Source organism: Dactylosporangium sp. NPDC051541, assembly GCF_044454505.1.
In the GTDB taxonomy this organism is placed as follows: Bacteria; Actinomycetota; Actinomycetes; order Mycobacteriales; family Micromonosporaceae; genus Dactylosporangium.
This window is the reverse complement of record NZ_JBITDU010000001.1, coordinates 335,410-347,498: the sequence shown is the minus strand read 5'-3', so window position 1 is coordinate 347,498 and position 12,089 is coordinate 335,410. Positions and strand designations below refer to the sequence as shown.

11 protein-coding genes are annotated in these 12,089 nt (G+C 71.3%); 5 read left to right on the top strand and 6 right to left on the bottom strand.

Features of this window, described 5'->3' with window-relative positions:
- Positions 1–39: 39 nt before the first annotated feature.
- Entirely contained in the window at positions 40–429 is a 390-nt protein-coding gene (locus ACIA8L_RS01580) for a hypothetical protein (RefSeq protein ID WP_395899296.1), read from the bottom strand.
- Between the two features lie 137 nt (positions 430–566).
- Here ACIA8L_RS01580 and ACIA8L_RS01575 point away from each other — a divergent pair, with 137 nt between their 5' ends.
- Positions 567–1,211, top strand: a complete 645-nt coding sequence (locus ACIA8L_RS01575; protein ID WP_395899304.1) for a UdgX family uracil-DNA binding protein — start codon at positions 567–569, stop codon at positions 1,209–1,211.
- Here the strand turns inward: ACIA8L_RS01575 and ACIA8L_RS01570 are convergent.
- Positions 1,186–2,286 (bottom strand): hypothetical protein, encoded by a 1,101-nt coding sequence (locus ACIA8L_RS01570; protein ID WP_395899302.1) that lies wholly within the window; start codon positions 2,284–2,286, stop codon positions 1,186–1,188. The two genes, ACIA8L_RS01575 and ACIA8L_RS01570, sit on opposite strands and share 26 nt — an antisense overlap.
- Positions 2,283–2,795 (bottom strand): SigE family RNA polymerase sigma factor, encoded by a 513-nt coding sequence (locus ACIA8L_RS01565; RefSeq protein ID WP_395899300.1) that lies wholly within the window; start codon positions 2,793–2,795, stop codon positions 2,283–2,285. Before ACIA8L_RS01565 ends, ACIA8L_RS01570 begins: the two co-directional genes overlap by 4 nt.
- 127 nt (positions 2,796–2,922) lie before the next feature.
- On the opposite strand from ACIA8L_RS01565, the gene ACIA8L_RS01560 reads away from it, so the two are divergent.
- Positions 2,923–6,087, top strand: coding sequence for a diguanylate cyclase (locus tag ACIA8L_RS01560; protein ID WP_395899298.1), 3,165 nt, complete (start codon positions 2,923–2,925; stop codon positions 6,085–6,087).
- A gap of 67 nt (positions 6,088–6,154) precedes the next feature.
- On the top strand, positions 6,155–6,544 hold the full coding sequence (locus ACIA8L_RS01555) for a hypothetical protein (protein ID WP_395899296.1): 390 nt from the start codon (positions 6,155–6,157) through the stop codon (positions 6,542–6,544).
- A 251-nt stretch (positions 6,545–6,795) separates the two neighbouring features.
- Here ACIA8L_RS01555 and ACIA8L_RS01550 read toward each other — a convergent pair whose 3' ends face one another.
- Positions 6,796–6,930, bottom strand: coding sequence for a hypothetical protein (locus ACIA8L_RS01550; protein ID WP_395899294.1), 135 nt, complete (start codon positions 6,928–6,930; stop codon positions 6,796–6,798).
- Positions 6,931–7,270: 340 nt separating this feature from the next.
- Here ACIA8L_RS01550 and ACIA8L_RS01545 point away from each other — a divergent pair, with 340 nt between their 5' ends.
- A complete protein-coding gene (locus tag ACIA8L_RS01545; RefSeq protein ID WP_395899292.1) occupies positions 7,271–8,116 on the top strand; it encodes an alpha/beta fold hydrolase in 846 nt (281 codons plus the stop codon).
- Positions 8,117–8,119: 3 nt separating this feature from the next.
- Here ACIA8L_RS01545 and ACIA8L_RS01540 read toward each other — a convergent pair whose 3' ends face one another.
- Positions 8,120–10,051: a glycerol-3-phosphate dehydrogenase/oxidase gene (locus ACIA8L_RS01540; protein ID WP_395899290.1), complete on the bottom strand. Its 1,932-nt coding sequence runs from the start codon at positions 10,049–10,051 to the stop codon at positions 8,120–8,122.
- Here ACIA8L_RS01540 and ACIA8L_RS01535 point away from each other — a divergent pair.
- Positions 10,032–10,466, top strand: a complete 435-nt coding sequence (locus tag ACIA8L_RS01535) for an SRPBCC family protein (RefSeq protein ID WP_395899288.1) — start codon at positions 10,032–10,034, stop codon at positions 10,464–10,466. The two genes, ACIA8L_RS01540 and ACIA8L_RS01535, sit on opposite strands and share 20 nt — an antisense overlap.
- Here ACIA8L_RS01535 and ACIA8L_RS01530 read toward each other — a convergent pair.
- Positions 10,463–12,031: a phytoene desaturase family protein gene (locus tag ACIA8L_RS01530; RefSeq protein WP_395899286.1), complete on the bottom strand. Its 1,569-nt coding sequence runs from the start codon at positions 12,029–12,031 to the stop codon at positions 10,463–10,465. The two genes, ACIA8L_RS01535 and ACIA8L_RS01530, sit on opposite strands and share 4 nt — an antisense overlap.
- Positions 12,032–12,089: the final 58 nt, after the last annotated feature.

The following is a 12,089-nucleotide window of genomic DNA, read 5'->3' as shown; positions in this document are numbered from 1 at the left end:
GAGGTGAGCCGCGTCCGCGGAGTTTGTCGTGTTGTTGGTTTAGTTGGCGGCGGTGAGCTCCGCGTCGGTGCCGCTGAACTCGGTGCCCGACACGAAGGCGGTGTCGAAGCGGGCCTTGAGGGCGTCCAGCTCGGAGAACTCGGCCTGGTGCGACGACTCCGACCCCTCAGCCGCGAACACGTGGTCATCCACCGAAGCGTCGTGGCTGTAGTTCGTGTAGTTGTCGGACTCATAGTGGCCCTGCGCCGGGGCGTCGTACTCGACGTGCTGCCCGGTGGAGAAGTCGGTCGACTCAGCGGCGTGGTGGTCCTGCTCGTACACACCGAACTGGTTGTTGTAGTCGGCCTCAGAACCGGAAGCCTCGTGCAGCTGGTCCACGGCGGCGGATTCCTGGCCGGCTTCGTACTGGCCGTAGTCGACGTCGCTCATTGTTCTATCTCCCTGCGAAATAAGAATTCTCAGTTGGTGGTGACCAGAACATTAAGGCCGCCGAGAGCGACTCGAATCCAGGAAACGTGCCACCGCCTGCGGGTTTGACGGAGTGCGGGTGGGACACGGGGGGAGGTATGGAGGAGTACCACGTTCCTGAGGACGCGGACCTTGAGCAGTTGCGGGTCGCTGTGCAGGGGTGTCGCGGGTGTGAGTTGTACAAGGACACCACGCAGGCCGTGTTCGGGGTGGGGGTGGCGGCGGCGCGCATGCTGGTGGTCGGGGAGCAGCCCGGTGACGTCGAGGATCGGCAAGGGCGGCCGTTCGTCGGGCCGGCGGGGAAAGTGCTCGATCGGGCGTTCGACGCGGCCGGGCTCGACCGGGCCGGTATGTACGTCACCAACGCCGTCAAGCATTTCAAGCACAAGCCCGCGGCGGCTGGGAAGCGGCGGATTCATCAGACGCCGGACCGGACGGAGATTGTGGCCTGCCGGCCGTGGCTGCTGGCGGAGTTCGCGCGGGTGCGGCCGTCGACCGTGGTCGTGCTCGGGGCCACCGCCGGTAAGGCGCTGCTCGGGCCCTCGTTCCGGGTCACCCGCGAGCATGGGAAGGCGTTGCCGTGGCCGGACTGTGCCGAGCGGCCCGAGGAGTTCGCTGGGGCGGGGGTGCTCGTGGCGACCATTCACCCGTCGGCGGTCCTGCGCGCCGACGACCGGGAGGCGGCGTTCGCCGGGATGGTCGAGGACCTGAAGGTGGTCAGCAGCGCCACCGCACCGGGGTGACGGGGTCGTTCTTCGCGCGATACAGCCAGCCCGCGGCGGTCTGGCCGTCCGGACTCATCGACGACACTGTGGCCGACTCGCCGGCCGACAGTACCGGCAGCAGCAGCACTTCTCCGTTCTTCCACCAGGCCGGCGGGGTTTCGTCCACGCCGTTCATCAGCACGCCGAACATGCGGCCCGTGGTGTCCACGCCGCTGGGGACGAACGTGCCGAGGTCGACGGCCTCGCCCGTGCGCAGGTTCCAGCGCACGCCCTGGTCGAACCACGTGCTGCCGTCCTCGTAGGAGCCGACCGCCCAGTCGCCGGCGATCGCGGAGGCGCCCCCGGCGGGCCGGCCGTTGGCGCGGTTCAGCGGCATCGGGGTGCCGTCCGCGGTCCAGGCGTAGGCGTGGAAGTCGCCCGGGGCGTCCTGGCCGCGGCCGACGATGGTGCCGTCGGCGCCGATGCCGGCGGCGTAGGCGACCGCCGGGCTTGTCGTCACGTATTCGACCTGGTCGGGGTGGGCGACGTTCCAGCGGACGATCCTGGCTTTCGAGTCCGGCGTCCAGGCAGTACCCACGATGAAGCCGTTGGCATTGATGGCGGCGACCGAAACCCGCGTCGTGTCCGGCGGAGTCGCCAGGGGTGTGAACCGGCCGTCCTGCATGAGCCAGGGCGCGTTGTCGCCGCTGTTGCCGACCACGGCGCCGGAGTCGTTGACCGCCGCCGGGGTCGGGTCGGGCTGGGGGGCGTCCTCGATCTGCCGGAGGGTGCCGTTGGACCAGAGCAGGATCGTGCCGTCGAGCGCGCCGGCCAGGTACTGGTTCGAGGCGGCCGCGAAGGTGCCGGACGTCGGCAGGCGCTGGACCTCGCAGCCGTTGAGCACGAACTCGTCGGCGGGCGGGGGCGCGGGGCGGCGGTCGGCGGCGAACGCGGTGGCGCCGATCACCACGGCGCCGACGACCACACAGGCCGCGGCGGCCAGGAGCATGCGGTTGCGTTCGCGGCGGCGGCCGTCGCGCACCGCCCGGGCGATGTCGACCTTCGATGGCGGGAGGTCCTCGGTGAGGCGCAGGGGGGTCAGGAAGTCGTTCACCGGGTACCCCCGTCGAAGCTCGCAGTGGCGCTCGGGCCCAGGATGCGGCGCAGCGCCGCCAGGCCGTCCGCGGTGTGGCTCTTGACGGTGCCGGGCGCGCAGCCGAGGGCGGCGGCGGTCTCGTCGACCGGCAGGTCACACAGGAAGCGCAGGACGAGTACGGCCTGCTGGCGCGGTGGCAGCCGGCGCAGGGCGGCCCGCAGGACCAGGGTGTCATCGGTCGGCGGGACGGCGGCCGGGCGCTCCGGCAGGCGGTCGGTGAGCCAGGTCCGGGCCCAGGCGCGGCGCTGCTCGGCCAGGAACGTGTGCACGACCATCTTGCGCACATACGCGTCGATGTTGTTCGCCGCGCGCACTTGCCGCCATTTGACGTACAGGTTGGTCGCCATCGTCTGGACCACGTCGTCGGCGCGGTCGAAGTCGCCGGCCAGCAGGTACGCCAGGCGGCGCAGAATCGGCAGACGGGCGTGGAGGTACTCCACATACTCCCGCTCATGGTCGGCACGCACAGTCCTCAGATGCGGCGGCGCCGGCAAATGGTTGGGCGTGACCTGCGTCACACCAGGCGTGTCCTCCAACCGGTCAATAAACCGGGAACACCTCATCGGGGCCGCGAAAAGGCCGATCAGGCTGGCGATGAACCAGCAGGATCCCGTCACCGGCGCGCAGTCCCGCGCCGCCCTCGACGGTGCCCTGCACGAGGTCGGCGGGGCCAGCCTGCTCCTGTTCGACGTCGACCACTTCAAAACGGTCAACGACGCCTTCGGGCACCTGCGCGGCGACATGCTGCTGCGCCAGCTCGCTGAGCGCATCCAGGGCCTGATCCGGGCCGGGGATGTCCTGTTCCGCTACGGCGGCGACGAATTCGTGCTACTGCTGCCGCACACCGCGCCCGACGAGGCGCTGCGCCTGGCGATCCGGCTCACCGACGAGATCCGGGCCCGGGACTTCGCGGGCACGCCGCCGCTGCACCTGTCGATCAGCATGGGGGTGGCGTCCAGCCCGGCCGACGGCACCGACGGCGAGACTCTGATCGCCGCCGCCGACCGCCGCAACTACCTGGCCAAACGCCGAGGCCGCGGGCAGGCTGTCGGTGACGACATCGAGGCCGATCCGGCGGCCGGCTCGTCCCGCCTCTGGGAACGCGACGGCGCCCTGAGCACCACCCAGGAGTTCATGACCCGCGTGTCGGCGGGCCTGCGCGGCGCGCTGCGCGTTTCTGGCCCCAAAGGCGCCGGCCACACGCGTTTCCTGCGCGAAGTTGCACAGATCGCACATTTAAGAGGCTTTCAAACCTCCATTTCCGGGGGTACCGGCACAGCTTCGACAAAGCCAAAAATCCTGCTGGCCGATGTCGGCGAGCCTGTCCCCGCGCTCGGCGACGCCGTCGCATTGGTGTTTGCCAGTACCGATTTCGACGCGACCGCGCGCACCGAGCTGCCCGAAACCGTCGTCGAGCTGACCCCGTGGTCCCCGGCGACGCTGCGGATCTGGCTGCGCATCGCCCTCGCCGGGGAGCCGACCCGGGCCCTGCTGGACCGGCTCGTCGAACGCTCCGGCGGGCTGCCCGCGCGCGCGGAGGCCGAGCTGCAGCGGCTGCGGAGCCACGGCGAGCTGATCGCGGCCGGGGACGGCATCTGGGGCGTGAAACCGTCGGCGCCGAAGCGGCGGCGCACGCGGCTGCCCGTACCGATGACGAAGCTTGTCGGAAGGGACCGGGAAACGGCCCGGATCGCCGGTCTGATCCGCGACGCCCGCCTGGTGACGCTGGTCGGCCCGGGCGGCATCGGCAAGACCCGGCTGTCGCTGGCCGCGGCGGGCGTCGTCGCCGACGAGTTCGCCGACGGGGCCGTGTTCGTGCCGCTGGCCGACACCACGAACGCCGAACTGCTCACCGCCGCCCTGGCCCGCGCCCTGCACGTCACCGAACTGCCCGACCAGCACCTGTTCGACACGGTCCTCGACCAGGTGGCCGAGGCCGAGCAGCTGCTCGTGCTGGACAACTTCGAACAGGTCGTCGACCACGGCGCGGCCCTGGTCAGCGACCTGCTGGCGGCCGCGCCCGGAGTCCGCGCGCTGGTCACCAGCCGGGAGCGGCTCTCCCTGTACGGCGAGCAGGTCTACCAGGTCCCGACGCTCGCCGACTCACCCGCCGTCACGCTGTTCGAGCAGCGCGCCCGCGCGGTCGACGCCGACTTCGAGATCACCATCGACACGGCGCTCCCGGTCGCCCAGCTGTGCCGCCGCCTCGACGGCCTGCCCCTCGCGATCGAGCTGGCCGCGGCCCGGATCGACCGCTGGACCCCGGACGAGCTGCTCGACCACCTGACCGAGCACCTGGACCGCGAGCTCGACACGCTCGGCGGCGCGGGCCCGCGCGACCTGCCGGCCCGCCAGCAGACCCTGCGCGGCGCCATCGACTGGAGCTTCGTGCTGCTCGACACCGAGGAGCAGCGCCTCATGACCGAACTGTCGGTGTTCGTCGGCGGCTGGACGGGCGCGGCCGCGCTGGCGGTGACCGCACCGGGCGGCGACCTGGACCTGCTCGAGAAGCGCCTGTCGGCCTTGGTCGACAAGCACCTGGTGGTCCGCGACGACGACACCGGGCGCTACCACCTGCTGTCGACGATCCGCGCGTACGCCCGCAACCGCCTCGGCGCCGAGCCCGCCCCGGCCGACCGCCACGCCGACTTCTACGCCGCCTTTGCCGAGTCCTCCGCAGTCGGCCTCACCGGCCCCGACCAGGCCGAATGGGCCGGCAGGATCGAGACCGACTACGAGAACGTCCGCGCCGCCTTCAGCCACGGCGACGGCCCGACCCGGACCAGGATCTGCCTGGGCCTGTGGCGCTACTGGCGCAACGGCGCCCACATCGGCGAGGGCCGCGACTGGCTCGCCCGCGTCCTGTCGATGGACGCCGCCGACGACGGCGCCCGGGCGAAGCTGCTGCACGCGGCCGCGATCCTGGCCGCCGGCCAGGACGAGCACGAGGCCGCCTACGGGCTGGGCGCCGAAAGCCTGGAGCGGGCAACGGCGGCCGGCGACCGGGCCACGATCGGCCACGCCCACAACGCCATGGGCATAGCCGCGATCGGCGGCGGCGACCACGCGGCCGCGACCGCCCACTTCGGCGAAAGCCTGGCGGTGTGGCGGGAACTGGACGTACCCCAGGGCGTGGCCGCTTCCCTGGGCAATCTGAGCAAGGTCGCCCTGAGCCGCAACGACCACACGGCCGCCGAGGTGTACGCCCGCGAATGTCTGGACCTGGAACGCGCCAACGGCAACACCCGGGGCATCCTGCTCGCACTCGAATGCGTGGGCCAGGCCCTTCTGGGCCGCGGCGACGTCCCCGGGGCCCGGGCCGCCCTGGACGAGAGCCTGACCCTGAGCCGCCAGATCGGCGACGCCTTCGGCGCGGCGATGGCCCAGCACACTTTGGGCTTGGCCGCGCTGTCCGAGGGCGACCGAGCCGAAGCCCTGCGCCTGTTGACCGCCGCGCTCGTGACCCGCCACGAGGTGGGCGACCGCCTGGACCTGGCCATCTCGCTGGACGTGGTGGCCTCGCTGCTGGCGCCCGACGACCCGGCCCACGCCGCCCGCCTGATCGGCGCCGCCGACGCCCTACGCTCCCGCCACCGCCTACCCGAACCCCCCGACACCCAGACGCTGCGCTCCCAGACGCTGCCCCAACTCACCGACCACCAACGCGACCGCGCGGCGGGGCGAGCGGTAAGCCTGGAACACATCGTCGAAAACATCCCCCAGACCCCAACCTCCGCCACTGGCACGTTTCCGGGATAAGAGTTGTTCTTGGCGGCCCTAATGTTCTGGTCACCACCAAGTGATGTTCTTTTAGGGGAGACATAAAATGAGCGACGTCGACTACGGCCAGTACGAAGCCGGCCAGGAATCCGCTGCCGTGGACCAGCTGCACGAGGCCTCCGGCTCCGAGGCCGACTACAACAACCAGTTCGGTGTGTACGAGCAGGACCACCACGCCGCTGAGTCGACCGACTTCTCGACCGGGCAGCACGTCGAGTACGACGCCCCGGCGCAGGGCCACTATGAGTCCGACAACTACACGAACTACAGCCACGACGCTTCGGTGGATGACCACGTGTTCGCGGCTGAGGGGTCGGAGTCGTCGCACCAGGCCGAGTTCTCCGAGCTGGACGCCCTCAAGGCCCGCTTCGACACCGCCTTCGTGTCGGGCACCGAGTTCAGCGGCACCGACGCGGAGCTCACCGCCGCCAACTGAACCCCGACAGCTTTGCGGACGCGGCTCACCGGCAACATCGGCGGAACTGGGCAGCGCCTGATCGGATATCAAGCCTCCGCCAGCCCTCGAATGCCCGGCAGGTTTGGCATTCGGAATTCGCTCATCGGCTCACACCTGCACCGCGCGGACACCGATCCTCCGGCCGGCCTCCTCACTCAGAGATCATCACGTGAGTGAGGAGGCCTGCCGCTTGGGCGGCGGCGGGTCGACGCTTACGATGCAAGCATCTACTACTTGGCGAACACGTGGTAGCAGATCCATGCGGCGGCAGTAACCGTCAGCAGGATCGACGCGCGGATGGTCCGTGGCCAGTCACGCAGGACTTCCCGGACCATCTGCCCGATCTCTCGGGCGATAGGCTCCATCTCATCACCTCCAACCCCAGCCGAACTGTGCTGATTACCGTACGTGGCAACCACTGCGGCCGGTATCGATGATGGTCGGAATGACAGGGAATGGCTGGGATGAATGCCACATTCAAGGCGCCTCGTGAGTTTCATATAGCGCCAACTGGACGATACCGGATTGGCCAATGAGACGATCCTGAGCGTGTCGGCGCATCAGGCCCGGCCATACCAATGTGGCGCCTCTGGCAATGTGCAACGGCTGGCTCCTGCCCCCTGGCTGGGCCAGGGCTGCGAGGCGAGCCGTCCGCTTGGTGGGGCGTCGGGTTATCCGTGAGATTTTCGGGCAGGTCCACCCCACATGAGACTGCCGAGTCTTCGCCCGGTCGTGGGCCTGCTGTCCCTTGTCGTCACCGCTGTTGTCGCGGCCACCGGGTCGTCCGGGTCGGTGGCGGTCGCTGGGCGGGCGGCGGGGTGTGGTGGTGTGACGGTGGTACTGGTCCACGGCGCCTGGGCTGATGCGTCCAGTTGGAGCGGTGAGGTGAGCCGGCTACAGGGGGCTGGGTGTGCTGTTCGGGCCATCGCCAATCCGGTGGAGGATCTGACCACCGACGCTGCGTATGTCGCGGACTTCCTGCGGTCCGTTCCGGCGCCGGTGGTGCTGGTCGGGCATTCGTACGGTGGCTCGGTCATCACCAACGCGGCGGCCCTGGTGAGCAATGTCAAGGGTCTGGTCTACGTGGACGCGGCGGCGCCGGCGGTCGGGGAGACCACCGGGGCGTTGAGTGGCTCCGGGTCGGTGCTGTCGACGATGCCGGCGGAGCGGTTGTACGACATGACCGCGTCGCCGGGTGCGGGGGCTCGGAGCGGGCGGTCGGAGCTCTATCTCAAGGAAGACGTCTTCACCGGGCACTTCGCCAGTGATCTGCCGAAGGCGCAGGCGCGTCTGCTGTGGGCCTCGCAGCGCGGCGCCTCGAGCGCGGCGTTCGACACGCCGTCCAGGTTCGCCGCCTGGCAGAAGATTCCGTCCTGGTACTTCATCAGCAGCAACGACGAGATCATCACGGCGCGGTCGGAGTTGGCGATGGCGGGGCGGGCGCGTTCGCGAGTCACCCTGTTTCATGGTGGGTCGCACCTGACGTTGGTTTCGCATCCGCAGGCGGTCACCGACGTGGTCTTCAACGCGGTGCGGGCCGTGCGGCGGTGACGGCTACACGCCGGCGCGGTCGGCTTGGAAGCCTCGCACGTCGGGGGCGCCCAGGCGGGCGGCGTCGGCGGTGAGGTCGTCGGGCATGCGCTGGGACTCCTGCTCGGCGGCGACCCGGGCCAGGTAGTGGTCGACCTCGCGGGAGCGCGTCGCGGCGTCCCAGCCGAGGACGTCGCCCATCACCCTCGCCGCGTCCTGGGCCGTCGCCGCGCCGCGGTGTTCGGTTTCGAAGGAGATGCGGGTGCGGCGGGTCAGGACGTCCTCCAGGTGCAGCGCGCCCTCGGCCAGGGCCGCGTAGGCGACCTCGGCGGCCAGGTACTCCGGGGCGCCGGCGATCGGGCGGTGCAGGTCCGGGTCCAGGGCCAGGATCTCGAAGGTCATCGAGCCGTAGCGCTCCAGCAGGTGCTCGAGGACGCCTACCGGCAGGCCGTGGCGGCGGGCCAGGTCGGCCCGGTTGGTCCACAGCTGGTGGTAGCCGTCGGCGCCCAGGAGGGGCAGGTCGGCGGTGCGGGACGCGGGGACCAGGCCGCCGTGGCGGCGCAGGCCGCCCAGGCGGTGCGCGACGCGGTCGATGACGTCGGCGGCCATGACCCGGTAGGTCGTGTACTTGCCGCCGGCGATCAGCATCAGGCCCAGCATCGGCTCGACGACGGCGTGGGTGCGCGACAGCGCCGACGTCTGCTCGTCGCGGCTGTGCGGCTGGCGGTGGCGGGCCTCGCGGGACAGCAGGGGGCGCAGGCCCGCGTAGACGCCCTCGATGTCCGCGGTGCCCAGCGGGCGGTCCAGGACGGCGTTGACCTGGCCCAGCAGGTAGGTGATGTCGGTGGCGGAGGCGGCCGGGTGGCCGCGGTCCAGGTTCCAGTCCGTGTCGGTCGTGCCGATGATCCAGTGGCCGCCCCACGGGATCACGAAGAGGACGGACGACGGCGTGCGCAGGATCAGGCCCGCTTCGCCCGTGATGGCTGAACGCGGTACCACCAAATGCACGCCCTTTGAAGCCCGGACCTGCAGACCGGCCGACTCCCGGGGGCCGGCTCCGGACAGCATGCCCGCGATGTCGTCCATCCAGACGCCGGTCGCGGCGACAACGGTTCTGGCGTGTACTTCGAACTCCTCCCGCGACTCCAGGTCGCGCACGCGCACCCCGGTCACCTCGCGGGCGTCACGGAGCAGGCCGACGGCCCGGGCACTGGGGACGATCGCGGCGCCCATGCTCGCGGCGGTGCGGGCCAGGGTGGCGACCAATCGGGCGTCGTCGACCTGGCCGTCGAAGTACTGGATCGCGCCGCTGATCGCGTCCTCGCGCAGCGACGGGAAGCGGCGGTGGGTCTCGGCGCGGGAGAGGTGGCGGTGCAGGGGCATGCCGCGCGGGGAGGCGCGGCGCAGGCGGGCGGTGGCGGCGAAGGCGTCGTAGAGCCCGACACCGGCTCCGAAATACGCGCGCTGCCAGGCCCGCTTGCCCACGCCCGCGAGGCCGCGGTGGGACGGGAGCGGGACCAGAATCGGCACTGGACGTACCAGATGGGGTGCCAGTCTGGTCGCGAGCAGGCCGCGCTCCTGCAGGGCCTCGGTGACCAGCCCGAACTCGAGCTGTTCGAGGTAGCGCAGGCCGCCGTGGACGAGCTTGGACGAGCGGCTCGACGTGCCCGCGGCCAGGTCACGGGCCTCGATCAGGGCCACGGACAGGCCCCGGGAGGCGGCGTCGACCGCGGCTCCGGCGCCGGTCACGCCACCGCCGATGATCAGGACGTCGAAGCGCTCACGGCGCAGGCGGGCCACGTCGCCGGCGCGGCGCGCGGGTGACAGGCGGGCCGCCTCGAAGCGGGACGTGGAGGATTCACGGCGCACTACTACACGGTAGCCTCGCCCGTCACGCCGCTGGTGTGAGATGCGCGGCTGAGGGAATTGAACAAGGGTGTCCATCACCGAACGCATCGTCCGTGCGCCCGCCGAGGCCGTGTTCTCCGTACTGTCCGACGGCTGGTCGTACTCCGACTGGGTGGTCGGCACCGCACACATCCGCGACGTCGACGAGGCGTGGCCGGCGCCCGGGTCGCTGCTGCACCACAAGGCCGGGCCCTGGCCGGTGTCGATCAAGGACCGCAGCGAGTCGCTCGAGTGCGAGCCGGGGCGGTCGCTGCTGCTCAAGGTGCACGTGTGGCCGTTCGGGGCCGGGCACGTCAAGTTCACCCTCGACCCGCTGGACGCGCAGGCCACCAGGGTGACGATGCAGGAGCAGTTCACCGAGGGCCCGATGCTGGGCATGCGCAACAAGGTCGGCGACGTGTTCCTGCACTTCCGCAACGCGGAGGCACTGCAACGCCTCGCCGACCTGGCCGAGCGTCGTTAGCGGTAGATCCGTTTGAGCGCGGCGTCGATCGCCGCGCGGTAGGCGTCGCCCAGGACGGGGCGGCTGCGGGCGAGGGCCGCGCGGGCCGCGTTGGCGCCGGGAGCACCGTGCACGCCGCCGCCGGGGTGGGCGCTGGAGCTGGCCAGGTACAGCTTGTCGATCGGCGTGTCGGCCCGGCCCAGTCCGGGTGTCGGACGCCAGATGAGCTGCTGGTAGGCGCCGGCCGTCCCGCCGTTGATCGCGCCCTGGACCAGCGAGGGGTTCTTGGCCTGCAGCTCGGCCGGCCCGGCGACGTAGCGGGCCAGGATGAGATCGTCGAACCCGGGCGCGTGCCGGCGCATGGTCTCGGTGACCTTGTCGACGTGGGCCGCGACCGCCTCGGCGCTCGTGTCCCGCGGGATGTGGGTGTATGCCCACAGCGACTCGGTCCCGCGCGGTGACCGGCTCGCGTCGGCTGTCGTCATCTGGCCCACGAGCAGGAACGGCTCCTCCGGCATCCGGCCCTGCCCGATGTCGGCGGCGTAGCGCACGGGGTCGGCGCCCAGGTGCACGGTCCCCGCCCCGGCGACGTCCGGCGAGATCCACGGTACCGGCCCGGACAGCGCCCAGTCGATCTTCAGGGTGGCGTTGTCCCAGCGGAACCCGGCCAGGTCGGCCAGCAGCCGGCCGGGCAGATGCCGCGGCTGGATCATGTCCTGGTACAGCGACGGCGCCGGAACATCCGCGACGACCGCCCGGCGGGCCCGGAAGAGCCGCCCGTCCGCGCAGCGCACGCCGAGCGCCCGGCCGCCGCCGACGATGACCTCCTCCACGGCCGCGTGCCGGTGCACGACGCCCGGGAACCGCCGCAGCAGCGCCTCGGTGATCTGCTGCGCGCCGCCGACCGGGACCGGGAAGCCGTACTGCTGGGCGAGCATGCACAGCAGCCACCCGAACCCGCCGCCGGCCGCGTCGTCGGGAGCCAGGTCGGTGTGCAGCGCCAGGCCGGTGAGCAGCATCCGGGCACCGTCGCCGGCGAACAGCTCCTCGCCGAGGACCCGCGCCGGGACCAGGAACCGCCGGCCCAGCCGCAGGGCGCCGCCCACGCCGGCCTGCGCCGCGAGCCGAGCTCCGGCGCGGACCGGCGGAAACGGGGTGAGCAGGGCCGGAATGAGATCTGGGGCCAGTCGGCGCCACTCGGAGTACCAATGCCGCCAAGCTTTTCCGTCTCCCGGAGCGAACCGCTCCAGCGACTCGATCGTGAGGTCGAGCTCCCGGCTGAGCACGGCCGACCGTCCGTCCGGGAAGAGGTGGGCCACGACCTGCGGCGCGTGCGTCCAGCGCAGCCCGTGCGCCTCCAGGTCGAGCGCGAGCAGCGGCGGCGATCCGGCCGAGAGCGGGTAGAACGCGCTGCACAGATCGTTGACGAACCCGGGCGCGGTCACCTCGGCCGAGCGCACGGCTCCGCCGACGTCCCCGGTCGCCTCCAGGACCGCCACGTCCCAGCCCGCGTCGGCGAGCATGTTGGCGGCGACCAGGCCGTTGTGCCCGGCTCCGACGACGACCGCGTCGACCGTGTCCGTCATAGCCCTCAGTCTCCTTCCGCACCTTCAGGATTTGTCATACCCGCGCCGTAGAGTCCGG

Excerpts from the sequence above, each read along its gene's own strand:
- ACIA8L_RS01580 (WP_395899296.1), bottom strand. The coding sequence starts at position 429 with ATGAGCGACGTCGACTACGGCCAGTACGAAGCCGGCCAGGAATCCGCC.
- ACIA8L_RS01530 (WP_395899286.1), bottom strand. The coding sequence starts at position 12,031 with ATGACGGACACGGTCGACGCGGTCGTCGTCGGAGCCGGGCACAACGGC.
- ACIA8L_RS01560 (WP_395899298.1), top strand. The coding sequence starts at position 2,923 with ATGAACCAGCAGGATCCCGTCACCGGCGCGCAGTCCCGCGCCGCCCTC.
- ACIA8L_RS01555 (WP_395899296.1), top strand. The coding sequence starts at position 6,155 with ATGAGCGACGTCGACTACGGCCAGTACGAAGCCGGCCAGGAATCCGCT.
- ACIA8L_RS01540 (WP_395899290.1), bottom strand. The coding sequence starts at position 10,051 with ATGCGTTCGGTGATGGACACCCTTGTTCAATTCCCTCAGCCGCGCATC.
- ACIA8L_RS01575 (WP_395899304.1), top strand. The coding sequence starts at position 567 with ATGGAGGAGTACCACGTTCCTGAGGACGCGGACCTTGAGCAGTTGCGG.
- ACIA8L_RS01545 (WP_395899292.1), top strand. The coding sequence starts at position 7,271 with ATGAGACTGCCGAGTCTTCGCCCGGTCGTGGGCCTGCTGTCCCTTGTC.
- ACIA8L_RS01550 (WP_395899294.1), bottom strand. The coding sequence starts at position 6,930 with ATGGAGCCTATCGCCCGAGAGATCGGGCAGATGGTCCGGGAAGTCCTG.